This window comes from Leifsonia shinshuensis (assembly GCF_013410375.1).
Taxonomy (GTDB): Bacteria; Actinomycetota; Actinomycetes; order Actinomycetales; family Microbacteriaceae; genus Leifsonia; species Leifsonia shinshuensis.
Map to the genome: position 1 here is coordinate 1,461,122 of NZ_JACCFL010000001.1, position 26,240 is coordinate 1,487,361.

Here is a 26,240-nt window from a genome sequence, read left to right on the forward strand (position 1 = left end):
TGGCGCGACGCGGGCGCCCCGATCGACCGCCCGGGAGGCGCCGATGACGCCGATGCACCACTGCATCGGCCGGGGGTAGCATCGATGCGATGACGGCCGGCACGACGAGTTCTCTGCACCCGGCGGATCCCGCCGGGCCCGCGACCGAGGCCGCCCGTGTGCGGCTCCTGGGCAGGGACGTCCCGTGGTGGGCGGGCGTCCTCGCGGTCTACGCGGCCTCCCGCGTCGTCACGACCCTCTTCATGCTGGCGCTCTACCTGATCGCCGGCGCCCTGCACTGGGAGGGCGGGAGCCCCCAGGCGCACCCCACCTTCCTCGGCTTCGCCGGCACCTGGGACGCGTCCTACTACCGGCGCATCGTGGAGCACGGCTACCCCGCCACGCTGCCCGTGGACGCGGACGGCGATGTGCGGCAGAACGAGTGGGCGTTCCTCCCGCTCTACCCGCTCATCGTCCGCGTGCTCATGACGGCGACCGGGCTGGGCTTCCCCGCGGCGGGTGTGCTGGTCGCCGTGCTCTGCGGCGCCGCGGCGAGTCTCGTGCTCTTCCGCCTCGTCGCGTCCCGGCTGGGGTCGGTGAGCGGGCTCTGGGCGGCGGTGTTCTTCTGCTTCGGCCCGCTCTCGTTCGTCCTCCAGATCGCCTACGCCGAGAGCCTGTTCTTCCTCCTGCTCTTCGCCGCGCTCGTCGCGATCATGGCGCGGAGGTACTGGGCCGTCATCCCGCTCGGCGTCGCCGCCGCGTTCACCCGGCCGGGCGAGCTGGCCCTCCCGCTCACCCTCGGGATCCTCTACGTGGTGCGCGCGCTCCGGGCGCGGCGCGGACGCGAGCCCTTCGCCGTCCGGGACCGGGTCGCGATGATCGTGGCCGGGGCGGTGACGGCGGTCGCCGGGCTCGCCTGGCCGCTGATCGCGGCGAGCGTCACCGGGACGCCGGGAGCCTACGTCGAGACCGAGCTGTCCTGGTGGACCGGGTTCATCGGACGCGTCGCGTTCGTTCCGCTGACGCCCTGGTTCCTGTTCACCTGGCGGTACGCGAGCGTCGCGGGCGCGCTGCTGGTGGTCGCCGCGATCGGCGGGTACGTCTGGCTGCTGAACCGGCCCGGCATCCGGGCGCTGGGGACCGAAGTGGTCGCGTACGCGGCCAGCTACGCGCTCTACCTGTTCGCGGTCTTCCTGCCGCAGCAGAGCCTTTTCCGGCTGCTGATGCCGCTCGCCCCGCTGGCGGGCGCCCCCGGGCTGACGCACAACCGGCGCGCACGCACGATCGTGCTCGCCGCGGGGATCGCGCTGCAGCCCGTCGCGCTGATCCTGCTGTGGTTCATCGGCTACCCCTGAGCCGCCGCCGGCTCAGGACGCGAGCCGGCCGGCGACGGCCGCCAGCTCCCCCCGGCTGCCCGCGGAGGTCTTGCGCATCACCCGGCTGACGTGGCTCTCCACCGTCCGGACGCTGAGCACCAGCCGCGCGGCGATCTGCGGGTTGCTGAGGCCGCCGGCGACGAGGCGGACGATCTCCCGCTCCCGCTCGGTGAGGGCGATCGGCGTCGAGAAGAAGCCGCCCTCCGTCGTGGCCGGGCTTTCTGTCGTGCCCGGGCGTCCGGAGGCGACGAGGGCGGCGGCGTGGCGTGTGCGTCCGCTCGCGGCGAGCCGGGCTGCGACCGCGGGCAGCTGCGCGCGGTCGGGCGCCGCCCGCGCCAGCAGGAAGGCGAGGTGCGCGTCGTGCAGCTCCGACTGCTGCCGCGCCAGCAGCCGGTGCGCCTCGTCCACCCCTTCCGCGTCCGGCGCTTGTTCGAGCGCGGTGAGGAGGGCGAGCGCGGCCAGCGCGAGCTCGCCGGACGCGGTGAGGTCGGTGGCGAGCTCGCGGAGCATTCCCGCCGCCTCGTCGGGGCGCCCCCGGCCGGCGGTCAGCTGCGCGTCGATCCAGCGGACGCCCCACCGCGCCGCCGGAGTCGGCTCCGCGGCGGAGGCCGCGGCGGCATCCGGCCGGGCGGCACGCGCGGCGGCGAGCTCGTCGCGGATGCGCTCGGCGCGCGCGGTGTCGCCGCGACGCACGGCGGCCACCGCTCCCAGCACGCCGAGCCCGACCTGGACCGCGGCGCCGGGGATCGCGGGGGAGCCGAGCGTCGACGCGGTGGCCAGGGCTTCGGCCGCGGCGGCGTCGTCGTCGGCCAGGAGGTGGCAGAGGCCCAGGGCGACGCTGTGGGCGCGCAGCGCGCCGGCGTCCAACCGGTCGTGCGCGGCGGCGGCGCCCCGGGTCGCCCAGGCGACGGCCTCCGCGTGCCGTCCCGCCCCGAGCAAGGCGTAGGCGTGGGCGGCCTCGGCCGACGCGGGCACAGGCGCCCCGGGGAGACGGCGGAGCTCGTGGAAGTGGCCGGCGGCGTCGACGAACCGGCCGCTGCGCAGCGCCTGCGCCTGGCACGCCTCGAGCAGTCTCGCCCGGACCGGGTGGGGGAGGTCCGGGTCGTCCCGCGGTCCGTCGCCGCCGACCGGAGCGGCCCCGAGCTCGACCGCGAGCAGCACGGCGGCGGCGTCCGCGATCCGCGCGTGCGGCCCGAGCTCCGTCACGCGGTCGCGGAGAGCGGCGACGACCTCCGCGTGCCCGTCGCCGGCGGCCAGCGACCGGCGGGCGTGCAGCACGGCGAGCTCGGCCGCCGCGACGGGGTCGTCGCGGAGTCCGGCGGACGCGGCCAGGAGGTCGTCGAGCTCGTCCGCCGCTCCCGGGTCGGTCCCGAGCCGGGCCAGGAGCGCCTGCGCGAGGGCGAGCGAGGTGCCGCCGGACCGCTCGTGCTTCCAGCGGGCGCCGGCCGCCTCGTGGCGTGCTTCGGCGGCAGCGTGCACGAGCTGCGCGAACACCGGGTCGGGGACACGCGTGGACGCCACGGCCTCCTCGTGGCGGCGGCCGGCCTCCTCGCGGAAGCTCTCGGCGAGCAGCGGCGGGTCGAGCACGATGATGCGGCGATCCCCGTGCGGGAGCACGCGGAGCACGCCCGCCGCTCGCAGCCCGTCGATCGCCGCGGGCTCCACGAGCCCGCGGGCGGAGGAGACGTCCCCGACGCCGGCAGAGGCGATCGTCGCGAGCGCGGCGCGCTCGGAGGGCGTGAGGTCGTCCAGGCGCGCCGCCACGACCCCGCGGAGCGCGGGGCTCCACAGTGCCTTCGCCGCGCACCAGGCGCCCGCCCGCAGCACCAGCCGTCCTTCGAGCACGGCGACGTCGGTCAGCGCGAGCGCGAGCCCGACGTTGCCGCCGGTGAGCGCGAACACCCGGCTCATCGCGGTCGCGTCGACCGGCGAGCCGAGGCGTTCGGTCACGACCGACCGGAGCTCCTCGTAGTCGAGCGGCGCCAGCTCTACCACGTACGGGGCGGACGCGTCCGGGTCGGGGCGCGACCGCGTACGGAGGACGGACGCCGCGGTGACGCGGCGCACCGCGTCGATCGCGCCGAGCGAGGCGTCGTCCAGCAGATCGGCGTCGTCGGCCACGATCGTCGCGGGCCCGGCGCCCACAGCGCCCGTCAGCGCGTCGATGGCCAGCTGCAGCGGAGAGGCGCCGCGACGCTCCGGCGCCGCGGACACGCCGAAGCCCGCCGCGTGCAGGGCGGCGAGCGGAGTCGCGCGGAGCCCGCGGACGCCGCCGATCCGCAGCACGGTGCGGTGGGCGTCGGCGGCGGAGGCCGCGACCGCGTCCGCGACGCTCGACCGTCCGCTGAGCGGTGCGCCCACCACGTCGACGTCCGCCCCGCCGGAGAACAGCAGCTCGCGGACGAGCGCGAGCGTGTGCTCCCGGCCGGCGAGCGGCGCGGCAGCAGGACGGAGATCGGTCATCGGCGGACTCCCGGTGGAACGAAGGAACAGCTACCTCGCCAACGGTAATACGCAAGATGTCACACGCTCCACGTAATGCCGCACCGATCGCACGGAAGCACGGCGCTCGCGCACGTAAATCCGCCGATCGCCCGGATCCCGTGGCCGCCCGGACGACAGCATGGGTCCCGATGTCGAGAGGGAGTCGAGGGCTGATGAGCGGTCGTTCGCGCCGCCGTGCAAGGGCGGCGGGGCCTGCACGCGCCACGCGCGTCGTGCTGCTCTCGCTCTGCGCCCTCGCGTTCGTCGCCGTGGCCGCCGCCGTGTGGGTGGGCGCGCGGCTGGCGATCTCCTACGGCCACGTCTCGGCGGCGCGTGCGGAGGCGTCCTCCACCATGGCGGCCGTGTCCGCCGACCCGGCGTCGGCGGGCTCCCGCGCCGACCGGCTCCAGGAGCTGGGCGGCCGGCTGGCCGAGGCCCGCGACCTCACGGGCGACGTCGTCTGGCGCTCCGCCGAGTTCGTCCCCATCGCCGGGGCCAATCTGCGCTCCTACCGGCTCACCGTCGAAGCGCTCGCCGAGACGGTGGAGGCGGGGCTGGCGCCGGTGGTCTCCGACTTCGCACGCCTGGAGTCCGCGGTCTCCCTCTCCGGCCGCTCGGTCGACACCGCCGCCGTCTCCCGCACGGCGGCCGGCTTGCACACCGCGGAGGCCGCGCTCGACCGCAGCCGAGCGACCCTGCGCGATGCGGCGGAGGGGCCGCTCGTGCCGCAGCTGGCCGCCGGCGTCCGCCAGGCGACCGAGCTGGTCGACTCGCTCCACGGCACCGTCTCGGCGCTCTCCGTCGCCGCGCGCATCGTGCCGGCTGCGCTCGGCGCGGACGGCGCCAAGAGCTACGCCCTGCTGTTCAACAACAACGCCGAGCTCCGGACCACCGGAGGCATCGCGGGCGCGATCTCCGAGCTGACCGCGGACGGCGGCCGCCTCGAGCTCGGCCGCCAGCTCGTCCCCGAACAGCTGAACCCGCCCGACGGCGCCGGGCTCGCCGTGACGCCGGAGGAGAGCGCCCTGTTCGGCGAGCGCCTCGGCGGCTACATCCAGAACGTCAACCTGACCCCCGACTTCGTCCGCAGCGGCGAGCTGACGGCCGCCCACTTCCGGGCTGCCCTCGGCACCGACCTCGACGGGGTCGTCTCGATCGACACGGCGACGATCGCCCTGCTCCTGGCCGCGACCGGCCCGATCACCGTCGACGGACGCGAGCTGAACAGCGAGAACGCCACGAGGGTGCTGTTGAGCGATGTCTACCTCCAGATCCCGAGCCGTGATCAGCAGGACGTCTTCTTCGGCGAGCTCACCCAGGTCATGTTCGACAAGCTGTTCGGAAGCGGGACGAGTACGGTCGGTGTGCTCACGGCGCTCGGCACCGCCGCGGAGCAGGGCCGCATCTCGGTCTGGTTCGCGGACAGCGCGCTGCAACGACAGCTCGGCGGCGGACCGCTCAGCGGACCCCTGGGCCGGCTGACCGACCGCGGCGCTCCGGTCGGAGTCTTCCTCGTCGACGGCACTGCCGGGAAGATGGACACCTACCTCGAGGGCACCTTCACCGCCGCCTGCCACGCGGCAGAGCCCGCGGCGACCCCCACGCCCGGCACGGCCACGACCCGGAGGACGGTCACGGCGACGGCCACGCTCGCGTCGACGGCTCCCGCCGACATCGCGACCTACCCGTGGGTCGTGACCGGCCCCGGCGTTCCGGGCCTGGCGACCGGCGGCATCCGGACGATGGTCCAATTCGCCGCCACCGACAGCCTGCGACCCACCCGGGTGACCATCGACGGCGCGGAGGTCCCGATCCTCACCCGGATGATCGACGGCCGCCCCGTGGTCGTCGCCGAGATCGACCTGGCGCCGGGCGCCGTGTCGGTCGTCGTCGCCGACTTCGTCGCGCTCCCGACCCGGTCGCCGACCGTCGACCGTGTGATCGCGACCCCCACCGCCACCGAGTTCGAGCACTACGCCGAGCCCGGGACCTGTGACTGACCGGACGGCTCCGGTCGGCCCCAGCCACACCTGCCCACCCCAAACAAGGAGAACCCATGAGAAAGACACTCTTCGGCGGCCTCGTCGCCCTGGCGCTGGCCCTGGCGCCCGCGGCCGCCGCGAACGCGGACTACGTGGACCCCAACGCGCTGCACGGCGTGCTCGACAAGTACGTCGCCGAGCCCGGTGAGACCGTGACCTACACGGCGCCGGCCAACACGTACGACCCCAATGAGGCCACGACCCAGGTGATCACCGGCACGGACGGGCACACGGCGACGCTGATTTCCACACGCATGGCTCCGGCCAGCGCCACGGCGAAGCAGTTCGCCGTGCCCGCTCAGGTCGACGGCTCGCACACCTTCTCCTTCGTCATGCCGGCGACGGCGGCGGACAGCTACACGGTCGAGGTGCTGCGCGCCAGCGGCGCCGTCTGGGACACGTTCCAGGTCACCGTGGCGAACGCCACGACCGGCAACCCCGAAGGGAACGGCGGCAACGGCGGTAGCGGCGCTACGGACGGCTCGGGCGCCGGCGGCGCCGGCACGGGCGGCTCCGGCAGCAACGGCGGCGGCCTGGCGATGACCGGTTCGGACATCGCGATCGCCGGGATCGGCGGCGCGGCCGTGCTGCTCGTCGGCGCGGGCCTCACGCTGATGCTCGTCCGTCGTCGCCGCAGCAGCGAGGAGACCGCTGCCGCGTGATCGCGGACCGGCGCTGAGCGCCGCGCAGGACCGGAGCCGGTGATCCCCTGTGGGGTCACCGGCTCCCTCTCGTCAGCGCGTCGTCAGCGCGTCGCGTCCTCCGGCCACGGCACTCCGGCCGCGCGGCGATAGGCCGTCCCGAGGGCGTCCCAGTGCTCCGCGAGCTGCGCCACCCGCGACGCGAAGTCGTCGAAGTCCCGCACCGACGCGATCTCGGCGGTGTCCGCGGGTGCGGGCGACCAGCCGATCTCGGCGATCGCGGCGAGGCGTGGGAACACCATCCGCTCGGCGTCCTCGATCGTCGGGACGGTCTCCGTCCACAGCGGGGCCTCCACGCCGAGGAGGTGCGCGTCGCCCAGCCCCGGCACGATCCGTGCCGGGTCCCACTCGTACGCGCTGCGGAGGTCGGTCGGGCCGTCCGCCCAGTCCTGGCCGATCGGGTCGCCGTCCTCGTACACGATGTCGAGGTATGCGACGTCGGCGGGCGACATGATCACCGCGCCGCCGCCGCGGACGAACGCGAGCGTCTGCTCCGCCGCGTCCTCGCGCGGCGTGCGGAACGACCAGTACTGACCGATCGTGCCCTCGGGGAGCCCGGGGGTCCGGCCCATCTCGTGCCAGCCGACCGGGAGCTTGCCGGTCTCGGCCACGAGCTCCGCCGCACGCCGGACGAACGTCTGGAAGTCCGCCTCCGGTGTGCTCAGGCACTCGTCGCCGCCGATGTGGAGGTACGGTCCCGGGGTCAGCGCCGCCAGCTCACGCACCACATCGCGGACGAAGCCGTCGGTGACCGGGTCGCCGGTCCGGAGGCTGCTGAAGCCGACCTTCGAGCCGGTGTAGAGGGCGGGCGCGACGCCGTCGGCGTTGAGCTCCGGATACGACGCCAGCGCGGCGTTGGTGTGCCCCGGCATGTCGACCTCGGGAACGACCGTGATGTGGCGCTCCGCCGCGTACGCGACCAGCTCCCGGTAATCATCGGCCGTGTAGAAGCCCCCAGGGCTCCCGTCGCTGCCGGTCGATCCGCCGATCCGGGTCAGCTCCGGCCACGAGGCGATCTCGATGCGCCAGCCCTGGTCGTCGGTCAGGTGAAGGTGCAGGTGGTTGACCTTCAGCAGTGCGATCGCGTCGAGGAACCGCTTGACGTCCGCGACGGGGAAGAAGTGCCGGGCCACATCGAGCATCGCGCCCCGGTACGCGAAGCGGGGGAAGTCGGCGATCCGCACGGCGTCGACCGTCAGCGGGTCGCCCTCGCACTCGGCGGGGACCAGCTGCCGCAGGGTCTGCACGCCGCGGAACGCCCCGGCGGCGGTCGCCGCGCCGATCCGCACCCCCTCGGCGGACGCCTCCAGCGTGTAGCCCTCCTCCGGATGTCCGGCCGGTCCTTCGTCGTCGGCGATGACGATGGCGATGTCGCCGAAGCCGGGAGGCTCGTGGACGACCGCGAGCTCGCGCCGGCAGTCCGTGGCCAGCTCCGCGCGCAGCAGTCGGCCGACCGCGTCGGCGCCGGGCCCCGCGACGATGATCCGGGCGCCGGGGAGCAGTGTGAAGGGCGCGTCGCCCGTGTTCTCGAGCAGGGCGGGGCGGGGAACGACCACGGATGCTCCTCACCAGGTCAAGGGGGTTCTCGGGTTCCGGCCGGCACTGCCCGCCCGCGGGACGGCCACCAGCGAGTATCGCAGCACTCCTAACTAATCAGCAAGGCCCCTGCGGATGAGCACGACCCGGTTCCGCGCCCCTTTGCTATGCTTGCTCACGTCGCGACTGGCGCTCAGATGGTCACCATCGGGGAGCGACAACGGTTACCTCGAACGAACGGATGGATTCGGCCGCGCGCCTGGGTCGATGCACAGAGATTGTCCATCCCTGCTTTCAAGGAGCCGATTGTGACCGACACCCTTCCGTCCACCTTCACCGCCCCGCTGGCGGAGGTCGATCCCGAGATCGCGGAGGTGCTGCAGCTCGAGCTCGGCCGCCAGCGCGACTACCTCGAGATGATCGCCTCCGAGAACTTCGTGCCGCGCGCGGTCCTCGAAGCCGTCGGCTCGGTACTGACGAACAAGTACGCCGAGGGCTACCCGGGCCGCCGCTACTACGGCGGCTGCGAGTACGTGGACATCGCCGAGCAGCTGGCGATCGACCGGGCGAAGAGCCTGTTCGGCGCCGAGTACGCCAACGTCCAGCCGCACTCCGGCGCGTCCGCCAACGCGGCCGTCCTGTCGGCCATCGCCACCCCCGGCGACACCATCCTCGGCCTGGAGCTCGCCCACGGCGGCCACCTGACCCACGGAATGAAGCTCAACTTCTCCGGCAAGCTCTACAACGCGGTCGCCTACGGCGTCGACCCGGAGTCCTTCACCGTCGACATGAACGTGGTGCGCGACAAGGCCCTCGAGCACAAGCCGCAGGTCATCATCGCCGGCTGGTCGGCCTACCCGCGCCAGCTCGACTTCGCCGCGTTCCGCGAGATCGCGGACGAGGTGGGCGCCAAGCTCTGGGTGGACATGGCGCACTTCGCCGGCCTCGTCGCCGCCGGGCTGCACCCGTCGCCCGTGCCGCACGCCGACGTCGTCAGCTCGACCGTCCACAAGACCATCGGCGGCCCGCGCTCCGGCTTCATCCTCAGCCGCGACATGGAGCTCGCCAAGAAGCTCAACTCGAACGTCTTCCCCGGCCAGCAGGGCGGCCCGCTCATGCACGTGATCGCCGCCAAGGCGACCGCGTTCAAGCTCGCCGCAACCGAGGAGTTCAAGGACCGCCAGGAGCGCACCATCCGCGGCGCCAAGCTGCTCGCCGAGCGCCTCACCGCCGATGACTCGCGCGCCGCGGGCGTCGACGTGCTCACCGGCGGCACCGACGTGCACCTGGTGCTCGCCGACCTCCGCACTTCGGAGCTCGACGGCCAGCAGGCGGAGGACGTCCTCCACGAGGTCGGCATCACCGTCAACCGCAACGCGGTCCCGTTCGACCCGCGCCCGCCGATGGTGACCTCCGGCCTCCGGATCGGCACGCCGGCGCTCGCGACGCGCGGCTTCGGCGACACCGAGTTCACCGAGGTGGCCGACATCATCGCGCTCGCGCTGCGTCCCGGCGCCGACACCAAGGCGCTGCGCGCCCGCGTCGACGCGCTCACCGCCGCGTTCCCGCTCTACCCGGGCCTCACCCCCTCCGGCCAGGAGGGCTTCCCCGTAGAGCTCCCGTCCTCCATCTGACGGCCCGGCAACCGCCGAGTACGCGATAAATCAGCCAGAAACCGTCGAGTACGCGGATTATCCGCGCACTCGACGGTTCGCAACGAGTGTGGAGGCCGGCGTGACGGCGAAGGTTTTGGATGGCAAGGCTACGGCTGCGGAGATCAAGGCGGAGCTGAAGGAACGGGTGACGGCGCTGCGCGAGCAGGGCGTCGTGCCCGGCCTCGGCACGATCCTGGTCGGCGACGACCCCGGGTCGCAGTGGTACGTCGCGGGCAAGCACCGCGACTGCGCGGAGGTCGGCATCGCCTCGATCCGCCGCGACCTGCCTGCGGACATCTCGCAGGCCGAGCTCGAGGCCGTGATCGAGGACCTCAACGACGACCCGGACTGCACCGGATTCATCGTCCAGCTCCCGCTGCCGCCGCACATCGACACCGATGCGATCCTGGAGCTGGTCGACCCCGCCAAGGACGCCGACGGCCTGCACCCGACGAACCTGGGCCGCCTGGTCCTCAATGTCAACCGGCCGATCACCACGCCGCTGCCGTGCACCCCGCGCGGCGTCATCGAGCTGATGCTGCGGCACGGGATCGAGCTGAACGGCAAGCACGTCGTGGTCGTCGGCCGCGGCGTGACCGTGGGCCGGGCGATCGGCTCGCTGCTCACCCGCCGCGAGTACAACGCCACGGTGACCCTGACCCACACCGGGACGGTGGACCTGGACGGCATCCTGCGCAGCGCCGACGTGATCGTGGCCGCGGCGGGCGTCGCCGGCCTGGTGACCGCGGACAACGTCAAGCCGGGCGCGATCGTCCTGGATGTCGGCGTCAGCCGCGTGGAGGACCCGGTGACCGGCAAGAGCAAGGTCGCCGGCGACGTGGCGGACGACGTGGCCGAGGTCGCCGCGTGGGTCTCGCCGAACCCCGGCGGCGTGGGCCCGATGACGCGGGCGCTGCTGCTGCAGAACGTCGTGGAGTCGGCGGAGCGGGCCCTGGCATGACCGCCGAGGAGCGCACGCACCCCGCCGTCGAGCGGGTGGAGGCGGCGCTGCTGGAGGCCGGGATCGAGCCCCGCGTGCGCTGGTTCGAGTCCGCGACGCCGACCGCGGTGTCCGCCGCCGCCGAGCTGGGCGTGGAGGTCGGCGCCATCGCCAACTCCCTGGTCTTCACGATCGACGGTGAGCCGCTGCTGGTGATGACGTCCGGCGCGCACCGCGTCGACACCGCGTTCCTCGGCGAGCGGCTCGGCGGCCGCATCCGCCGCGCCGACGCCGACACGGTGAAGGCCGCGACGGGTCAGACCATCGGCGGTGTCGCGCCGCTCGGGCATCCCGAGCGTCTGCGGACCGTCGTGGACGTCGCGCTCGCGGGCTACCCCGAGGTCTGGGCCGCCGCGGGCCACGCGCACACGGTCTTCCCGACGACCTTCGAGGAACTCGTCCGGATCACCCACGGCGAAGCCGCCCCGGTCACCCCCTGACCGCAGCCATCCGTTCCTCACTTCTTCCCGCGACACGCCGTGTTCGGCGGGAGGAAGTGAGGGAGCGATGGCTGGGGAGTTCAGCCGGCGGGGTGCTCGGTGACGTGGGTCAGGTAGGCCTCCGCGTTGCGGAGGATGCCGGCGCGCTCGTCGTCGGTGAGCTCGCGGCGCACTTTGCCGGGGACGCCGGCGACGAGGGATCCCGGCGGGATGACCGCGCCCTCCAGCACGACCGTCCCCGCCGCCAGCAGCGAGCCCGCGCCGACGACGGCGCCGTTGAGGACCGTCGCGTGCATGCCGACCAGCACCCCGTCCTCGATCGTGCAGCCGTGCAGCACAGCGTTGTGGCCGACCGAGACGTCCGCGCCGATGGTGAGCGGGTAGCCGTGGTCGACGTGGCAGGAGACGTTGTCCTGGAGGTTGCTGCGCTCGCCGAGGACGATGTCCTCCGCCTCCGCCCGCAGCACCGCGTTGTACCAGACGCTGGAGCCGGCTAGGAGCGTCACCCGCCCGGCGAGGACGGCGCCGGCCGCGACGAAGGCGTCGTCGGCGACGCGGGGGGTGGAGCCGTCGGTGAGCGTGATGATGGTCATGCCCACACCTTACGGTGCCGCCCGGGTCACTCGTCGACGAGTACGAACCGCTTGCGCACGACCGGCTTGCCCGGCGCGTCCTCCGACGCGTCGAGCGCGGACAGGACGCGGTCGAGGACGCGCGGGGAGAGTGGCAGTGGCAGCTCGTCGGGCTGGTCGAGGGTCCCTGGCGGGTAGACGACGCCCGGCGTCGCCGACATCTCGACGTGCGCCCCGCGCAGTTCGACCAGCGGGGCGGTCGGCGCCGCGCGGAAGCGGATCAGCCGCTCGATGGTCGCCCGGTACTGCGCGCGGTCGCGCACGTACAGGTGCCCGGGCAGCACGGTGTCGCCGGTGAACAGGATGCCGGTCGCCCGGTCGAAGAACGCGACCGCCGAGGGCTCGTGGCCCGGGCCGGCGATGACGTCCACGATGCGGCGTCCGAGCGAGAACTCCACCGTCTCGTCCGGCCAGGAGTGGAAGCCGAAGAACGAGATCACCTGCGCAGGCGTCGTCCCGACCAGCGTCGTCCCCGGCCGGCGGACCAGCAGCGGGTCACCCGCGATGTGGTCGCGGTGCGCGTGGCTGTGCGCGACCACCAGCGGGTAGGGCCGCGTGAAGACCGCGCGGTTGCGGCGCAGCCATTCGTCCGTGAGCCGGTCGATCGTCGCCCGGAGCGGGAACACCGCCTCGTCGTTCGTCGCGCCGGTGTCGATGAGCAGGGAGCGCTCGCGCCCGAACAGCAGGAAGAGGAACGGGGCCTCCCAGTGCGACGACTTCGGCTGGCGGATCTGAGCGGTGTCAGGGCTCAGCCAGGTGATCTCCGGTTCGCTCATCGTCCCATTCTGGCGAACGCCGGTGACCTGCGGATGAACGCGCCTCAGCTCTCCCGGCGCGAGCCCTCGGACGCGGTCACGGTGAACAGCTCCGGCTGGCCGAAGCCGTGCTCCGCGAACGCGCCGTCGAGCGCCACCTGCACCCGGCTGAGCGCGTCGACCGGCACGAGCGCGATCGCCGAGCCGCCGAAGCCGCCGCCGGTCATCCGCGCGCCGATCGCGCCGTTCGCCTGCGCGGTCTCGACCGCGAGGTCGAGCTCGGGGACGGAGATCTCGAAGTCATCGCGCATCGAGGCGTGCGAGGCGTCCAGGAGGTCGCCGATCGCCGCCGGGCCGCTCTCGCGGAGGGTGCGGACCGTGTCGAGCACGCGCTGGTCCTCGGTCACGACGTGGCGCACGCGGCGGAACGTCACATCGTCCAGGAGGTCGCGGGCGCGCGGGAGGTCGTCCACGCTCACGTCGCGCAGCGACTCGACGCCGAGCGCTCGCGCCCCGGCCTCGCACGACGCCCGCCGCTCGGCGTAGCCGCCGGTCGCGTGCGCGTGGGTGACCCCGGTGTCGACGATGAGGGCGACCAGGCCGGCCTCCTCGAGGCCGAGCGGCACGATCTCCGCGTGCAGCGAGCGGCAGTCGAGGAAGACGGCGGCGTCCTGCTCGCCGAGCAGCGACGCGGACTGGTCCATGATCCCGGTCGGGGCGCCGACGACGATGTTCTCGCTGCGCTGGCCGACACGGGCGAGGGTCCGCCGGTCGAGGCCGAGGCGCCACACGTCGTTGAGCGCGAGCGCGGTCGCGCCCTCGATCGCCGCCGACGAGGAGAGGCCGGCGCCGACGGGCACGTTGGAGTCGATGAGGAGGTCGAAGCCGGGCACCGCGGCCAGGTCGGCGCCGAACTCGCCGAGCGCCCACGCGACGCCGAGCGGGTAGGCCGACCAGCCGTCGAGCGCGTCGGGGGTGAGCCGGTCGAGGTCGATCTCCACCAGCTCGTCGGCGAACGTGCTCCCGACTCGGACCGTGCGATCCTCGCGCAGGCCGAGCGCGGCGACGGTGCGCCGGTTGATCGCGAACGGCAGCACGAAGCCGAGGTTGTAGTCGGTGTGCTCGCCGATGAGGTTCACCCGGCCGGGGCTCGACCAGACGCCGTCGGGTTCGCGGCCGAAGATCGAGGCGAAGTCGTCGCGGACGCCGGTGCGGAGGTCGGTCATGCGGGGATCTTTCCTTCTGGAGCGGGGTCGGGGGAGGCGGCGGGCGCGGTCACAAGCCCGGCGATCCCGGCGGGCAGCTCCCCGACGGGGTTGTCCCGGTCGGCGCGGGCGACGGCCTCCCGGAGCGCGGCGGCGGCCTGCTCGGGCGGGATGTCGCCGATCCAGGCGCCCATCGCCGACTCGGAGCCGGCGAGGAACTTCAGCTTATCCGCGCCGCGGCGGGGGGAGGTCAGCTGCAGCATGAGCCGGATGTCGTCGCGGTGGGTGTCGACGGGCGCCTGGTGCCAGGCCGCGATGTAGGGCGTCGGGGAGTCGTAGAGCGCGTCGACGCCGCGCAGCACGCGCAGGTAGAGGGTGGCGAGCTCGTCGCGCTCGGCGCCGGAGGTCGCGGCGAGGTCCGGGATGTGCCGGTGCGGCAGCACGTGGATCTCGATCGGCCAGCGCGCGGCGAACGGCACGAACGCCGTCCAGTGCTCGCCCGCGAGGATGACCCGCTCGGACGCGCGCTCGCGCTCCAGGATGTCGGCGAACAGCGTCGGCCCGTAGCGCTCCAGCGACCGGATCAGCGCGTTCGTGCGGGGGGTGATGTACGGGTAGGCGTAGATCTGGCCGTGCGGGTGGTGCAGGGTGACGCCGATGGCCTCGCCCCGGTTCTCGAACGGGAAGACCTGTCGCACGTTCGGGAGGGCGGAGAGCGCCGCCGTGCGGTCCGCCCACGCCTCGATGACGGTGCGTGCCCGCGTCGGGGTGAGGCTGCCGAACGAACCGGTCGTCGCCGGGCTGAAGCAGACGACCTCGCAGCGGCCCACGGAGGTGCGGGTGCGCTCCAGGCCGACCGTCGACAGGTCCTCCAGCGAGGCCGGCTGGTTCGCGTCCTCCAGCAGCGGCCCGAACGACGGCGACTTGTTCTCGAAGACCGCGACGTCGTACAGGCTCGGGATCTCGGACGGGTTGCCGGGCGTGGCCGGCGCCAGCGGGTCGAGCTCGGCGGGCGGGAGCATGACGCGGTTCTGCCGGGCGGCGGCGATCGACACCCATTCGCCGGTCAGCGGGTCCTGGCGCATGGTCGCGGTGGCCGGCCGCGGAGCGGGCTCGCGCAGGTCGGGCGCACGCTCGGGGTCGAGCGCGGTGTCCGGGTCGTCGTAGTAGATGAGGTCGCGACCGTCGGACAGGCGGTGCGGGCGCTTCGTGATGGCGGCCATGCTTACCTTTCGTTTCCGAAAGTAAATGTACCGATCGACTTGCGGATTGACAAGCAAACGCAAGCGCTGGAGCATTGCCGGTATGAGCGAACCGCTGCCCGCCGCCCTCCGCCGCGAGCGGATGCTCGACCTCATCGGCCGCAGCGGGTTCGTCCGCGTCGCCGAGCTGAGCGAGGCGTTCCAGGTCTCCGACGTCACCGTGCGCACCGACCTCGACGCCCTCGACGCCCAGCAGAGCATCCGCCGCGTCCACGGCGGGGCCGTGCTGCGCAGCGCGGGCGCGCGGGAGGCGAGCTTCGAGGAGGCCCTGGAGTCGTCCGCCGAGGAGAAGCGGCGGATCGGAGCGGCCGCCGCAGCGCTGGTGGAGTCCGGCAGCAGCGTCCTGCTCGACGTCGGCACCACGACCGCGGCGATCGCGCGCGCCCTGGCCGACCGCGACGAGCTGGAGGACGTGACCGTCATCACGAACGGCCTCACCATCGCTCTGGAGCTGGAGCGCGCCATCCCGCGCTTCCAGGTGGTGGTCACCGGCGGCACGCTGCGTCCGCTGCAGCACTCGCTGGTCGAGCCGCTGGCCTCCGCGCTGCTGGAGCGGGTGCACGCCGACCTCGCGTTCATCGGCTGCACCGGCGTCGATCCGGTGGGCGGCGTCACCAATGTGAACCTCCCGGAGGCCGACCTCAAGCGCGTCATGGTCGCGTCCTCCGGCCGCGCTCTGGTCGTCGCCGACGGCTCCAAGCTCGGCCGGACGCACGTCGGCCGGATCGCCGCGCTGGAGGACGTGGCCGGTCTCATCACGGGCGAGTCGGCCGAGCCGGCCGCGGTGCGTTCGCTGCGCGCCGCAGGCCTGCCCGTGACCATTGCCTGAGGAATACGCTGTCCGCATGCGCGCACCGACCGGAGACCAGTACGAGCTCGAGTTCGGCGACCTGACCGCCACGATCACCCAGGTGGCGGCCGGCATCCGCACCCTCCGGTACGGGGGAGCGGACATCGTCGAGCCGTTCCCGGAGGACGCGACGCCGCCGTCGGCCGACGGCATCGTGCTGATGCCGTGGCCGAACCGGGTGAAGGACGGCGTCTGGGAGCTGGACGGCGTGCCGCAGCGGCTCGCCCTCACCGAGCCGGCGCTCGGGAACGCGTCCCACGGCCTGCTGCGCTACCGCCCATACACGCTGGTGGAGCGCTCCGATTCGGCGGTGACCCAGGCGGCCACGATCTATCCGGAGGCCGGGTATCCGTTCATCCTCGACACCACGGTCACGCACGAGCTCGACACCGAGGGACTGACGGTCACCCACACCGTGACGAACCGCGGCGACCGGAGCGCGCCCGTCGCGATCGGAGCGCATCCCTACCTGCGGATCGGCGATGTGCCCGCGACGCAGCTGAGGCTGACCGTCCACGCCGGCACCCGGTTCGAGACCGACGACCGGCTGAACGTCACCGGGGAGGCCCCGGTCGCCGGCACCCGTTTCGACCTCTCGGAGGGCACCGTCGTCGCGGACCTCGACCTCAACGACGGCTTCGGCGACCTCCGCGCCCCCGCAGAGCATGTCCTCGCCGCGCCGGACGGCCGGACGGTCACCCTGTGGGGCGACGCGTCCTTCGCGTACGTCCAGGTCTTCACCCACCGCGCCTTCGCCACCAAGGAGCCGGGCGAGGTCGCGCTCGCCGTGGAGCCGATGACGGCCCCGGCGAACGCGCTCAACACCGGTCAGGGCCTGCACTGGGTCGAGCCGGGCGAGACCTGGACGGCGGAGTGGGGCATCCGCCCGCGCGGCTTCGCCTCCGACTCCTACCTGGCGAGCTGGGGGTAGAGGACGCGCACGTCCTGGTCGAGGACCGCCTTCACCTGCTGCGCGGTCTCCCCGACGATGGCCTCCGCGTCTCCCGCCTCGACGGCGTCGAGCGCCTCGGCGACCACCTGCGCCGGCGGCACCTTGTAGCCGTCGGCGTGCGCGGCCATGTCGGTGTCGACGTAGCCGACGTGGACGCCGACGACCTGGACGCCCTGCGGCGCGAGCTCGACGCGCGTCGAGTTGCTGGCCGACCAGAGCGCGGCCTTCGTGGCGCTGTAGGAGCCGATGGCGTACCAGCTGAGCGCGGAGTGCATGTTCACGATCGCGCCGCCGCCGTTCGCCGTGAGGATCGGGGCGAACGCGCGCGTCACCAGGACCGGGCCCCAGAAGTTGGTGTCGAACTCGCGGTGGATCTCGTCCAGGTCGCCGCTGACGAGGGACTGGTTCACGCCGATCCCCGCGTTGTTGACGAGCACGGTCACGTCCGGGGCGGCCTCGGCTGCGCGGCGGATGCTCTCGGCGTCGGTGACGTCCAGCTCCAGCGGGACGACGCGCGGGTCGGTGACGTCGACCGACTCGGGGCGGCGCGCGGCGGCGTAGGCCTTCGAGGCGCCGCGGGCGAGGAGCTCGGCGACGAACGCCGCTCCCAGGCCGCGGTTGGCGCCGGTGACGAGTGCGGTCCGTCCGGTGAGATCGGTCATGATGATCCTCCAAAAGTAAACTGATCTGTTTCCGACAATGTACACAGATCGGTTTACTTTGCGCAACCCGCCTTCTAGAATCGACACATGACCTCGACGACCGCCCCGCGCCCCAAGCCCCGCGAGCGCGTGCTGGACGCCGCCGCCCGGCTCTTCATCCGCGAGGGCGTGCACGCGGTCGGCGTCGACCGGCTCGCGCAGGAGGCGCAGGTCTCCAAGCGCTCCATCTACCAGCACTTCGAGAGCAAGGACGCGATCGTCGCGGACATGCTGACGGAGTACGGTCCCCGCGTGGTCGCGGGCTACTTCCGTCCGGAGGACGACGACCGCACGCCGCGGGAGCGGGTCCTGCACGTCTACGACGCCCTCCACCGCGCCGCGGAGGCCGGCGACTACTTCGGCTGCCCGTTCGTCAACGTCGCCACCGAGCTGCGCGACCGGGAGCATCCCGCCGCGCAGGTGGCGCAGCACTTCAAGGGCGAGCTGACCGCGTATTTCGAGCGGCAGGCCGCGGCCGCGGGCGCCGCGTCGCCGCACGTGCTCGCTGTGCAGCTCACGCTGCTGTTCGACGGCGCGTCCGCGAGCGCCGCGCTCTGCGGCGGGACGCCGCTGGCGGCCCGGCTCGCGGCGGAAACGCTGTGGGACGCGGCGGTCAGCGCCGCCCGGTGAGCTTCCGCCAGCCGCCCGCGCGGTTGTCGGCGATGAGGCGCCGCAGGAACTCCAGCAGCGCCGCCCGGTCGATGGGGTCGCCCTCCCGGAATCCGATGGTGCGCGCCGTCGCATTGTCGTGGCCCGCCGTGATGAGCCCAGCCGGGTCCGGCACGATCCCGCCGTCGTAGACGAACAGGTTCGCGTGGTCCTTCGCGGCCAGGAACGCCGCGACCGTGCCGTCGAGCACGAAGTACGGCCGGACCGAGCGCTTGATCGTCTCCTCGATCGCCGGATCGGCCTCGTGCAGGATGTCGCGAAGCTCGCCGAAGACCTCCCGCTGCCAGGCCGGCAGCGGCGCCAGGTAGGCGTCCACCCGCGGGTCGCGTCCGCTCATGCTCGGAGCGTACGACGAACCACCGTCACGGCACGATGGACAGGAAGATGAACGCGGCGAAGATGATCAGGTGGATGCCGCCCTTGATGCGCGCCGCCTGCCCCGGCATGATCGTCAGGATGCTGATGACCACGGTGAGCATCAGCAGGACGATCTGACTGGAGCCGAGCCCCAGGTGCAGCGGCCCGGGCAGCCAGATGGACGCGACCGCGATCGCCGGGATGGTGAGCCCGATGCTGGCGATCGCCGAGCCGAGCGCCAGGTTGAGGCTGGTCTGCATGCGGTTGCGCCGCGCGGCCTTGGACGCGGCGATGCCCTCCGGGAGCAGCACGAGCAGCGCGATGATGACGCCGACGAACGACTGCGGGAGGCCGATGCCGGTCACGGCGCGTTCGATCGGGGTGGACTCCAGCTTGGCGAGCCCGACCACCGCGACGAGCGCGACGAGCAGGAGGCCGACGCTGATCAGCGCCGTGCGGGTCGACGGCGCGTCGGCGTGGCTGTCCTCGGTGAGCGGCGTGCCCTTGGGGGAGACCGGCAGGAAGAAGTCGCGGTGCGCGAAGGTCTGCGTGAAGACGAACATCGCGTAGAGCGCCACCGACGCGATCGCCGCGAAGGTGAGCTGGCCGGGCGAGAACTCCGGACCGGGCGTCGCCTCCGTGAACGTCGGCAGCACCATGGTGAGCGTCGCCATCGCGGTGACCGTGCCGAGCGCCGCGCCGCTGCCCTGCGCGTTGAAGGTGGTGGTCTCCTTGCGGGTGGCGCTCAGCAGGAGGCTGAGGCCGACGATGCCGTTCATCGTGATCATGACCGCGGAGAACACGGTGTCGCGCGCGAGCGTCGCGGAGTCCTTGCCCGTGGTCATCAGGGTCACGATCAGCGCCACCTCGATGATCGTCACCGCCACCGCGAGCACGAGCGACCCGAACGGCTCCCCGACGCGGTGCGCGACGACCTCGGCATGCTGCACCGCCGCGAGCACCGTGCCGGCCAGCACCACGGCGATCAGCGCGACGGCGACCGGCTGCAGTTCGACCGACCAGAACGCCACCAGGACGACCACGCCGATGACGGGGACGAAGATCGTCCAATAGCGGGCCAGCCAGGATCCGAACGCTCTCATACCCTCATCCTGCCAGTGCATCTCGACCCGGCGCGGCGAGTCCTGACGGAGCGGGAGGCCCTGGCGTGCAGAGAATAGTGCATGTCCGCCTCGACCCGCGCCTCCGTCATCGCCCGGCCCGCCCTCGCGCTCGCGCTCGCCGCGGCGTTCGCCTGGGGGGTCGCCGGCTGCGCCTCCGGCGCGGGTCCGTCGCAGTCCCCTGCGTCCTCCGACTCCACCTCCGCCGACACCGGCACGGCGTCGCCGCGCCCGACCGGCACCAGCAGCTCGCAGCCGGTGGACGGCCAGTGCGCCACCTCCGCACTGGCCGGGAGCATCGGCCCCGGCGGCGGCGGCGCAGCCGGGCACGTGGAGGTCACCCTGATCCTCACCAACAAGGGGACGACGCAGTGCTCGCTGCAGGGCTGGCCGGGTGTCTCGTTCGTCGGCGACGGCAACGGCACCCAGCTCGGCAACCCGGCGCAGTTCGACCGCAGCACCCCGCACGACACGGTCGTCCTGCAGCCCGGCGGCACCGCGCAGGCGCCGCTGAAGATCACCCAGGCGGGCAACTACTCCGACTCCGACTGCAAGCCGCAGAAGGCCGACGGCTTCCGGGTCTACCCGCCGGGGTCGACCGAGTCGCTGTTCATCGGCAACACGAACTACACGGCGTGCACGTCCACCACGGTGAACCTCCTCACGGTCGGAGGGCTCGCCGCGCCCTGAGCGGCGGCTCGCTGACGATAGCCTGGCCTCGTGCCCTCCGCCCGCCGCGTCCCCGCGCGCGCCACGCCTGCCTGGCTGGCCAGGCTGGTCGTCGTCACGGCGCTCGTCGGGGTCGGCGCAGGCGTGGGCGGCGGCCTGGTCTACCTGGGGCTGCACACCATCCAGCACCTCGCCTTCGGGTACTCGGAGGGGACCTTCCTGGAGGGACTCCTCGACGCGCCGCCCGCGAGCCGCGTCATCGCCCTGGCCCTCGCCGGCGTCATCGGCGGCGTCGGGTGGTACTTCCTCCGGCGCTGGGGACGCCGCAGCCCGGCGCGGACGATCGTCTCGGTGGAGTCGGCGGTGGGCGGCCGCCGGATGCCCGGCGTCGTCACCCTGCTCAACGCCGCCCTCCAGGTGATCATCGTGGGCCTCGGCGCCTCGATCGGCCGGGAGGTCGCGCCGCGCGAGGTCGCGGCGTGGTGGGCGTCCTGGCTGTCCGACCGTGCGGGGGTGAGCGCCCGGGAGCGCCGCATCCTGGTCGCCTGCGGAGCCGGCGCCGGCCTCGCCGCGGTCTACAACGTCCCGTTCGGCGGCGCGGTGTTCGCGATCGAGATCCTGCTGGCGGAGATCAGCTTCGCGACGGTGCTGCCCGCGCTCGCGACCTCCGCGATCGCCGCCCTCGTCGCACGCGTCGTCGTGCCGGCCAACCCGCTCTACGTCGTGGAGAAGCTCCCGCTGCAGCCGCAGCTCGTGGTGTGGGCGGTCCTCGCCGGGCCGATCATCGGCTTCGCCGCCGTCGGCTTCGTGCGGCTCACCCGCCTGGCCCAGAACCACCGCCCGAAGTCGTGGGGCATCCTCATCGTGATGCCGGTCGTCTTCACCGCCGTGGGCGTGGTGGCGCTGTGGCTGCCGGCGATCCTCGGGAACGGCCGCTCGCTGGGGCAGCTCGCGCTGACGGCGACGCTGCCGGTCGTCGTCATCCTGCTGACGACCGTCGTCAAGACCGCCGCGACCGTCGGGACGATCGGCGCCGGCGCGGCGGGCGGCACGCTCACGCCGTCGTTCGCGATCGGCGCCGGCCTCGGCCTGACCCTCGGCGGGATCTGGGAGCTCGCCTGGCCGGGCGAGCCGATCGCGGCGTTCGCGCTGCTCGGCGCCGCCGCGTTCCTCGCCGTGACCATGCGCGCGCCGCTGACCGCCCTCCTCCTGGTCATGGAGTTCACCAACCAGGGACCGGACATGCTCGCTCCGCTGATGCTCTGCATCGCCGGAGCGGTGGCCGTCGGCTACGTGCTGGAGCGCGGGCGGGTCACCGGCGTGGCCTGAGGGGTAGCCTTCGTCGTGTGCGCAGCTCTCCGCGGAGGATCCTCGCCGCGCTCGCGGTGACGGGCGCGTGTGTCGTCGCGCTCGCCGGGTGTACGCCGCAGCCGCTCCCGGGCGCCGCGCCGACCGGGACCTACTCGCCCGGACCGTGCCCGTCCTCGCCGTCCGGGACGCTGTCCGACTCCGGCGTGCCGGGCGCCGATCAGCGGATCGTGCCGTTCACGCCGGCCGGGTTCCGGGTGTGCCACTACGGCGCGCTGCCCTCCCGAGCGCTGCAGACCGGGGTGGTCGTCGACGATCCCGCACGGGCCGCGCGCGTCGCGTCCTTCCTCGACTCGACAGGCCGCCACGACACCGGCGCGGTCAACTGCCCGATGGACGACGGCGAGGCGGTGGAGTTCACCTTCTGGAGCGGCGCCTCCCACCTCGCGGTGATGCTCGGGCTGACCGGGTGCCGCATCGCGTCGAACGGGAGCACGTTCCGGCTCGACGTGGAGCCGACCCCGGATTTCCTGCTGGCTGCAGGCCTGCCGTCCGCGCCGACGCCGTAGTCGGTGGGCGGGGCAGGCACGCCCGTGACCTTCCCGTGACGCGATTCATAGCGAACTCAAGTCTCCTCACGGCGTCGTCAAAACCAGCCCATGATGGCCTCCCATGCCGCTGCGGTGTGCTGTGCGCAGCAACCTTGGATCGAGAGGACCACAGCCATGGACGCCGTCGACGGAGTTCCCGCAGAATCAACAGCCACGAGCACGGCGCCGTCCGTCGCTCCCGCGCCGCACGGTGCAGGGCGCAGCCGGCACCGGCCCGCGGTCGTCGTCTCGACCGCCGTCGCGGCCACCGTCGCCGTCGGCGCGGCGTTCGGGCTCGGGGCGCTGACGTACAGCGTGAGCTCGGCGTCGGGCTCCGGCTCGGCGGTGTCCAGCAGCGTCCACAACACGCTGAGCCGGAACGGGTACGGGTCGGGCGGCTACGGATCCGGCGGCTACGGATATGGATACGGATACGGCTCCGGCGGTTCGGCCTCGGGCGGCTCCGGATCGTCCGGTTCGGGGTCGCTGGGCGGCTCGGGCTCCTCGGCAGGCTCCTCCGGCCTGGCGAGCGCGACCGCGGCCGAGGAGGTCGGCGTCGTCGACATCACGTCCCAGCTCACCTATGCCCAGGCGGAGAGCGCGGGAACCGGTCTCGTCCTCACCTCCGACGGCGAGATCCTCACCAACAACCATGTGGTGGAGGACGCGACCAGCATCAGCGTCACCGTGGTGTCGACCGGTGCGCAGTACACCGCGACGGTGGTCGGCACCGACGCCACCGACGACATCGCCGTCCTGAAGCTGAGCAACGCGTCCGGCCTCAGCACCGCGAACCTGAACACGTCCGGCAGCGTGGCCGTCGGCGACACCGTCACGGGCGTCGGCAATGCCGGGGGGACCGGCGGCACACCGTCGGCGTCGCCCGGCACGGTCACGGCACTCGACCAGACCATCACCACGCAGGCCGAGCAGACCGCGGTGTCGGAGAGGCTGAACGGCCTCATCCAGACCGACGCCGACATCCAGGCCGGCGACTCCGGCGGCCCCCTGTTCGACTCGGCCGACCGGGTCGTGGGCATCGACACTGCCGCCCAGCAGGGCGGAGCGACCGCCGGCTACGCCATCCCGATCCGGAACGCGCTCACCATCGCGAGCGAGATCACGTCGGGCCAGGCCTCCTCGACGGTGACGATCGGCTACCCGGCGTTCCTGGGCGTGGAGGTGGCTCCGGCGGACAGCGCGGCGTCGGGGTACGGCTCGTCCTCGGGTGCCGCCGCGGCCTCCGGCGCCACGCTGGCCGGCGTCGTCGACGGCGGGCCTGCCGCGTCGGCGGGCCTGACGTCGGGCGACACGATCACCGCGATCGACGGGACCGCGATCGGCTCGTCGCAGGACCTGACGGCGGCGCTGGCGGCCCACCACCCGGGCGACAGCGTCGCCGTCACCTGGACCGACGCGTCCGGGTCGTCGCACACGGCGCAGGTCACGCTGGCGCAGGGGCCGGTCGCGTAACGGAACGGGAGGCCGGAGCGGCGTCGCCCGAGGGCGGCGCCGCTCCGTCGTTGCGGGGTCGCTGCGGCTTCGGGTCTCCCGGCCGGTCCGCTCCGGACGCGTGGCAATCACCTGCCCTCTGATCGGGGGCCTGCGTCACCCGGCGGTCTCCGAGATGATGGGGTCATGCGGGGGGAGCGCGTGTACGTCGAGGTGGAGATCCGTGCCGCCGTCGACGTGGTGTGGTCGCTGACCCAGGATCCCGCGCTGCATCCCCGGTGGGACCTCCGGTTCAGCTCCATCGTCCCGGTCGCGGAACTCCCGAGCGGCGGGTACCGGTTCCGGTACGAGCGGCGACTGCCGTTCCACACCATCGTCGGCACCGGCACCTCGCTCGGCGAGCGGAGCCGGCCGGACGGCACGCGCACCTCCGCTCTGCGGTTCACGACCCGGGATCGGCTGTCGCCGCTCGGGGAGGGCCGCGGCTACTGGCGTTACGTGCCGACCGAGGCCGGGACGACCTTCATCACCGGTTACGACTACGCGCCCGGCTGGGGTCGCGTGCTCGACGCGCTGGTGATGCGGCCGCTCATCGGCTGGATGACCGCGTGGAGCTTCGACCGGCTGCGGATCTGGGCGGAGACCGGCACGCCGCCCGAGGCGTGGCCGCTGTGGTCAGTCCTGCAGTTCTGGCGCGCGGACCGGCCGCGGGCCTCCCGGTGCCGCCGCAGCCCGCGGTACTCGCGCGGCGCGGACGTGCCGCCGTCGACCCTCGCGACCCTGGAGGCGCCGTGACGTCGATCTTCGAGGAGGCTCTCGGCGACGACTTCGCGCGCCTGTCGCCGATGATGCGGAAGCGCTTCGGCGTCGGCCTGGACGCCGGCTACGCGTGCGTCGGCACCGGCGTCATGTCGCGGATCCGGCGCGGGCCGTGGTGGGTCGTGCCGTTCCTCTACGTCGGCAGGCTGCGCAACATCCTGATCCCGGACGTCGGCGAGAACGTGCCGTTCACGATCGAGAACTACCCGTACCGCGACCCGCTCGGCCGGGAGACGGTGACCTTCGTGCGCGAGTACCGCGTCCGCCGCCGCCCGAGCCGCTTCGACGCGACCATGATCCTCAGCGACGGACGCGTGCTCGACTATCTCGGAACGCACCAGCACCTCGCCGTGGACCTGGACCTGCGCGTCGGCGACGACGGCTCGCTGCACCTGGAGTCGGGGGCCCAGCGGTTCTACGAGGGCCGGCTGATCGGGTTCCGCTTCCCCATGCTGTTCAGCGGGCGGGCCCGCCTCCACGAGTGGTACGACGAGGAGGCGGAGGTCTACCGGATCGAGCTGGAGGTGCGCAACGCGGTGTTCGGCTTCCTGTTCGGGTACGCGGGCGAGTTCCGCTGCGACTTCCCGGAGGCCACCGACGCACCCGCACGCCTCAAGCCGGTGCGGCACGAGAGCCGCGTGTGACCGGCTCCGTCTTCGAGCAGGCGCTCGGCCCCGGCCTCGCGGACCTGCCGGAGCCGCTGCGCACCCACGTCTCCGCGGTCGGTGCCGGGATCGGCGAGGGCGTGTTCGCGTCGGCGGGATGCGCGAGGCGCATGCTGCGGCCGCTGTTGAGGCTGCTGGCGCGCCGGGGTGTCCTGTTCCCCGACCAGGGCACGGACGTCCCGTTCCGCATCGTGAACACTCCGACCGCCGACGGCGGACTCCACACCGTCCGGACCTTCCGCTTCCCGGCCGGCGACCGCGTGCTCGAGGACACCCTCCGCGTGGTCGACGGCCACCTCCACGACTTCCTGGGCCGCCGGAACGGCTTGGAGGTCCGCATGCTGCTCACGGTCGGCGACACCGGGCTGCGCATGCGGTCGGGGCCGCAGTGGGTCCGGGTGGGGCGGGTGGGGGTGCGGGTGCCGCGGCTGGCGGGGGTGACGGTGCTGGACACTGTGGTCGAGGGGAGGCGGCACATCGACGTCCGGCTGCGCACGCCGCTGCTCGGGGAGTGGTTCCGGTATGCGGGGGAGTTCGAGTACGAAGTCGGGGAGGCGGAGTGAGGCGGCAAGCCTTCCGGAAGGTGCTTCGGAGACTCGAAGGCGTCGATGAGGCGGCGTGCGTTCCTGGGGGAGCGCAGGTAGGTGGTAGCCCGCCTGCAGGATGACGTGGTCATCGTCGACCGTGCATACTGTTCGACATGTCGTGGGTAAGCGCGGCGCAGGCCCTCGAGCGCCGCAGAAGGCGCTTAGAGGCGCGCCACGAAGCCGCAGCATCGGTGACCTCCCCGCCAGTTGAGCATCCGGTTCTCGGGGTCGGCGGCCGCCCAAGCGAGAACCGTTCGCGCAAGGCGTTCAAACCACGACTAGGTGAATCGTCCCGGGTCTGACAAGGAAGTGGCTTTCGATTCCGGCAATTCCGCCGTTGGTCTCGCCGTCGCCCTGCCCACCAAAAGGAGCCGATAGCGGGATCTCTGTTTCTTCTTGGGCGGCAAACGGAGGGTTCGACATCTAGGGAACT

General features: G+C 73.1%; 25 protein-coding genes and 1 riboswitch. Of the genes, 16 read left to right on the top strand and 9 right to left on the bottom strand.

The genetic code is table 11. From position 1 onward, the window contains the following. Positions 1-89 precede the first annotated feature (89 nt). Positions 90-1,334 carry a mannosyltransferase family protein gene (locus HNR13_RS07130; RefSeq protein ID WP_179605105.1) on the top strand — a complete coding sequence of 415 codons (1,245 nt, stop codon included), beginning with the start codon at positions 90-92 and terminating at the stop codon, positions 1,332-1,334. Positions 1,335-1,346: 12 nt separating this feature from the next. Here the strand turns inward: HNR13_RS07130 and HNR13_RS07135 are convergent, their stop codons facing one another. Next, complete coding sequence (locus tag HNR13_RS07135) at positions 1,347-3,818, bottom strand: helix-turn-helix transcriptional regulator (RefSeq protein ID WP_179605106.1); 2,472 nt, start codon at positions 3,816-3,818, stop codon at positions 1,347-1,349. 194 nt (positions 3,819-4,012) lie between these two features. Here HNR13_RS07135 and HNR13_RS07140 point away from each other — a divergent pair, with 194 nt between their 5' ends. Both HNR13_RS07140 and HNR13_RS07145 read left to right on the top strand, forming a co-directional pair. After that, positions 4,013-5,839 (top strand): DUF4012 domain-containing protein, encoded by a 1,827-nt coding sequence (locus tag HNR13_RS07140; RefSeq protein WP_179605107.1) that lies wholly within the window; start codon positions 4,013-4,015, stop codon positions 5,837-5,839. Positions 5,840-5,895: 56 nt separating this feature from the next. Next, positions 5,896-6,543: a hypothetical protein gene (locus HNR13_RS07145; RefSeq protein ID WP_179605108.1), complete on the top strand. Its 648-nt coding sequence runs from the start codon at positions 5,896-5,898 to the stop codon at positions 6,541-6,543. An 83-nt stretch (positions 6,544-6,626) separates the two neighbouring features. On the opposite strand, the gene HNR13_RS07150 is transcribed toward HNR13_RS07145, so the two are convergent. Beyond that, positions 6,627-8,138 (bottom strand): family 20 glycosylhydrolase, encoded by a 1,512-nt coding sequence (locus HNR13_RS07150; RefSeq protein WP_179605109.1) that lies wholly within the window; start codon positions 8,136-8,138, stop codon positions 6,627-6,629. Positions 8,139-8,290: 152 nt separating this feature from the next. Continuing rightward, positions 8,291-8,390, top strand: a riboswitch (ZMP/ZTP riboswitch). Between the two features lie 36 nt (positions 8,391-8,426). On the opposite strand from HNR13_RS07150, the gene glyA reads away from it, so the two are divergent. The 3 genes from glyA (at position 8,427) to HNR13_RS07165 (ending at position 11,213) form a co-directional block, all read left to right on the top strand. Beyond that, positions 8,427-9,752 (top strand): serine hydroxymethyltransferase, encoded by a 1,326-nt coding sequence (gene glyA / locus HNR13_RS07155; protein ID WP_343063486.1) that lies wholly within the window; start codon positions 8,427-8,429, stop codon positions 9,750-9,752. Positions 9,753-9,852: 100 nt separating this feature from the next. Further along, positions 9,853-10,734 (top strand): bifunctional methylenetetrahydrofolate dehydrogenase/methenyltetrahydrofolate cyclohydrolase, encoded by an 882-nt coding sequence (locus tag HNR13_RS07160; RefSeq protein WP_179605110.1) that lies wholly within the window; start codon positions 9,853-9,855, stop codon positions 10,732-10,734. Further along, positions 10,731-11,213 (top strand): YbaK/EbsC family protein, encoded by a 483-nt coding sequence (locus HNR13_RS07165; protein WP_179605111.1) that lies wholly within the window; start codon positions 10,731-10,733, stop codon positions 11,211-11,213. Before HNR13_RS07160 ends, HNR13_RS07165 begins: the two co-directional genes overlap by 4 nt. An 80-nt stretch (positions 11,214-11,293) precedes the next feature. Here HNR13_RS07165 and HNR13_RS07170 read toward each other — a convergent pair whose 3' ends face one another. From HNR13_RS07170 to galT, 4 genes are read right to left on the bottom strand one after another with little or no spacing between them, the layout of a single operon-like run. After that, the gene (locus HNR13_RS07170) at positions 11,294-11,806 is read right to left on the bottom strand and encodes a gamma carbonic anhydrase family protein (RefSeq protein WP_179605112.1); all 513 of its coding nucleotides are present in this window, start codon (positions 11,804-11,806) and stop codon (positions 11,294-11,296) included. 26 nt (positions 11,807-11,832) lie between these two features. Further along, positions 11,833-12,621 carry an MBL fold metallo-hydrolase gene (locus tag HNR13_RS07175; RefSeq protein ID WP_179605113.1) on the bottom strand — a complete coding sequence of 263 codons (789 nt, stop codon included), beginning with the start codon at positions 12,619-12,621 and terminating at the stop codon, positions 11,833-11,835. A gap of 44 nt (positions 12,622-12,665) precedes the next feature. After that, complete coding sequence (gene galK, locus HNR13_RS07180) at positions 12,666-13,826, bottom strand: galactokinase (protein WP_179605114.1); 1,161 nt, start codon at positions 13,824-13,826, stop codon at positions 12,666-12,668. Next, positions 13,823-15,028, bottom strand: a complete 1,206-nt coding sequence (gene galT / locus HNR13_RS07185; protein WP_179605115.1) for a galactose-1-phosphate uridylyltransferase — start codon at positions 15,026-15,028, stop codon at positions 13,823-13,825. Before galT ends, galK begins: the two co-directional genes overlap by 4 nt. Positions 15,029-15,110: 82 nt before the next feature. Here galT and HNR13_RS07190 point away from each other — a divergent pair, with 82 nt between their 5' ends. Together HNR13_RS07190 and HNR13_RS07195 are read left to right on the top strand one after the other, a co-directional pair. Then, positions 15,111-15,896, top strand: coding sequence for a DeoR/GlpR family DNA-binding transcription regulator (locus tag HNR13_RS07190; RefSeq protein ID WP_179605116.1), 786 nt, complete (start codon positions 15,111-15,113; stop codon positions 15,894-15,896). Between the two features lie 16 nt (positions 15,897-15,912). Next, the gene (locus HNR13_RS07195; RefSeq protein ID WP_179605117.1) at positions 15,913-16,848 is read left to right on the top strand and encodes an aldose 1-epimerase family protein; all 936 of its coding nucleotides are present in this window, start codon (positions 15,913-15,915) and stop codon (positions 16,846-16,848) included. Here HNR13_RS07195 and HNR13_RS07200 read toward each other — a convergent pair. After that, a complete protein-coding gene (locus HNR13_RS07200; RefSeq protein WP_179605118.1) occupies positions 16,827-17,531 on the bottom strand; it encodes an SDR family oxidoreductase in 705 nt (234 codons plus the stop codon). The two genes, HNR13_RS07195 and HNR13_RS07200, sit on opposite strands and share 22 nt — an antisense overlap. A gap of 87 nt (positions 17,532-17,618) precedes the next feature. Between HNR13_RS07200 and HNR13_RS07205 the strand changes: the two genes are divergently transcribed. Continuing rightward, positions 17,619-18,200, top strand: a complete 582-nt coding sequence (locus HNR13_RS07205; protein WP_179605119.1) for a TetR/AcrR family transcriptional regulator — start codon at positions 17,619-17,621, stop codon at positions 18,198-18,200. Here the strand turns inward: HNR13_RS07205 and HNR13_RS07210 are convergent. Then, positions 18,184-18,576, bottom strand: coding sequence for a DUF1801 domain-containing protein (locus HNR13_RS07210; protein WP_179605120.1), 393 nt, complete (start codon positions 18,574-18,576; stop codon positions 18,184-18,186). The two genes, HNR13_RS07205 and HNR13_RS07210, sit on opposite strands and share 17 nt — an antisense overlap. A 25-nt stretch (positions 18,577-18,601) precedes the next feature. Continuing rightward, on the bottom strand, positions 18,602-19,699 hold the full coding sequence (locus HNR13_RS07215; RefSeq protein ID WP_179605121.1) for a calcium:cation antiporter: 1,098 nt from the start codon (positions 19,697-19,699) through the stop codon (positions 18,602-18,604). A gap of 81 nt (positions 19,700-19,780) precedes the next feature. Between HNR13_RS07215 and HNR13_RS07220 the strand changes: the two genes are divergently transcribed. The 7 genes from HNR13_RS07220 to HNR13_RS07250 all read left to right on the top strand — a co-directional run bounded on the left by HNR13_RS07220 (position 19,781) and on the right by HNR13_RS07250 (position 25,783). Further along, on the top strand, positions 19,781-20,407 hold the full coding sequence (locus HNR13_RS07220; RefSeq protein ID WP_179605122.1) for a DUF4232 domain-containing protein: 627 nt from the start codon (positions 19,781-19,783) through the stop codon (positions 20,405-20,407). A gap of 30 nt (positions 20,408-20,437) precedes the next feature. Further along, complete coding sequence (locus HNR13_RS07225) at positions 20,438-21,715, top strand: chloride channel protein (RefSeq protein ID WP_343063487.1); 1,278 nt, start codon at positions 20,438-20,440, stop codon at positions 21,713-21,715. A 17-nt stretch (positions 21,716-21,732) separates the two neighbouring features. Next, entirely contained in the window at positions 21,733-22,263 is a 531-nt protein-coding gene (locus HNR13_RS07230; protein ID WP_179605123.1) for a hypothetical protein, read from the top strand. Between the two features lie 156 nt (positions 22,264-22,419). Next, positions 22,420-23,757 carry a S1C family serine protease gene (locus HNR13_RS07235; protein WP_179605124.1) on the top strand — a complete coding sequence of 446 codons (1,338 nt, stop codon included), beginning with the start codon at positions 22,420-22,422 and terminating at the stop codon, positions 23,755-23,757. Positions 23,758-23,922: 165 nt separating this feature from the next. Further along, on the top strand, positions 23,923-24,531 hold the full coding sequence (locus HNR13_RS07240) for an SRPBCC family protein (protein WP_179605125.1): 609 nt from the start codon (positions 23,923-23,925) through the stop codon (positions 24,529-24,531). Beyond that, positions 24,528-25,199 carry a DUF4166 domain-containing protein gene (locus HNR13_RS07245; protein ID WP_179605126.1) on the top strand — a complete coding sequence of 224 codons (672 nt, stop codon included), beginning with the start codon at positions 24,528-24,530 and terminating at the stop codon, positions 25,197-25,199. Before HNR13_RS07240 ends, HNR13_RS07245 begins: the two co-directional genes overlap by 4 nt. Next, on the top strand, positions 25,196-25,783 hold the full coding sequence (locus tag HNR13_RS07250; protein ID WP_179605127.1) for a DUF4166 domain-containing protein: 588 nt from the start codon (positions 25,196-25,198) through the stop codon (positions 25,781-25,783). Before HNR13_RS07245 ends, HNR13_RS07250 begins: the two co-directional genes overlap by 4 nt. The last annotated feature ends 457 nt before the right edge of the window (positions 25,784-26,240 follow it).

Coding starts and splice junctions, on each gene's coding strand:
- HNR13_RS07130 (WP_179605105.1), top strand. CDS start 90: ATGACGGCCGGCACGACGAGTTCTCTGCACCCGGCGGATCCCGCCGGG.
- HNR13_RS07135 (WP_179605106.1), bottom strand. CDS start 3,818: ATGACCGATCTCCGTCCTGCTGCCGCGCCGCTCGCCGGCCGGGAGCAC.
- HNR13_RS07140 (WP_179605107.1), top strand. CDS start 4,013: ATGAGCGGTCGTTCGCGCCGCCGTGCAAGGGCGGCGGGGCCTGCACGC.
- HNR13_RS07145 (WP_179605108.1), top strand. CDS start 5,896: ATGAGAAAGACACTCTTCGGCGGCCTCGTCGCCCTGGCGCTGGCCCTG.
- HNR13_RS07165 (WP_179605111.1), top strand. CDS start 10,731: ATGACCGCCGAGGAGCGCACGCACCCCGCCGTCGAGCGGGTGGAGGCG.
- HNR13_RS07170 (WP_179605112.1), bottom strand. CDS start 11,806: ATGACCATCATCACGCTCACCGACGGCTCCACCCCCCGCGTCGCCGAC.
- HNR13_RS07175 (WP_179605113.1), bottom strand. CDS start 12,621: ATGAGCGAACCGGAGATCACCTGGCTGAGCCCTGACACCGCTCAGATC.
- galK (WP_179605114.1), bottom strand. CDS start 13,826: ATGACCGACCTCCGCACCGGCGTCCGCGACGACTTCGCCTCGATCTTC.
- galT (WP_179605115.1), bottom strand. CDS start 15,028: ATGGCCGCCATCACGAAGCGCCCGCACCGCCTGTCCGACGGTCGCGAC.
- HNR13_RS07190 (WP_179605116.1), top strand. CDS start 15,111: ATGAGCGAACCGCTGCCCGCCGCCCTCCGCCGCGAGCGGATGCTCGAC.
- HNR13_RS07195 (WP_179605117.1), top strand. CDS start 15,913: ATGCGCGCACCGACCGGAGACCAGTACGAGCTCGAGTTCGGCGACCTG.
- HNR13_RS07200 (WP_179605118.1), bottom strand. CDS start 17,531: ATGACCGATCTCACCGGACGGACCGCACTCGTCACCGGCGCCAACCGC.
- HNR13_RS07205 (WP_179605119.1), top strand. CDS start 17,619: ATGACCTCGACGACCGCCCCGCGCCCCAAGCCCCGCGAGCGCGTGCTG.
- HNR13_RS07210 (WP_179605120.1), bottom strand. CDS start 18,576: ATGAGCGGACGCGACCCGCGGGTGGACGCCTACCTGGCGCCGCTGCCG.
- HNR13_RS07215 (WP_179605121.1), bottom strand. CDS start 19,699: ATGAGAGCGTTCGGATCCTGGCTGGCCCGCTATTGGACGATCTTCGTC.
- HNR13_RS07220 (WP_179605122.1), top strand. CDS start 19,781: ATGTCCGCCTCGACCCGCGCCTCCGTCATCGCCCGGCCCGCCCTCGCG.
- HNR13_RS07235 (WP_179605124.1), top strand. CDS start 22,420: ATGGACGCCGTCGACGGAGTTCCCGCAGAATCAACAGCCACGAGCACG.
- HNR13_RS07240 (WP_179605125.1), top strand. CDS start 23,923: ATGCGGGGGGAGCGCGTGTACGTCGAGGTGGAGATCCGTGCCGCCGTC.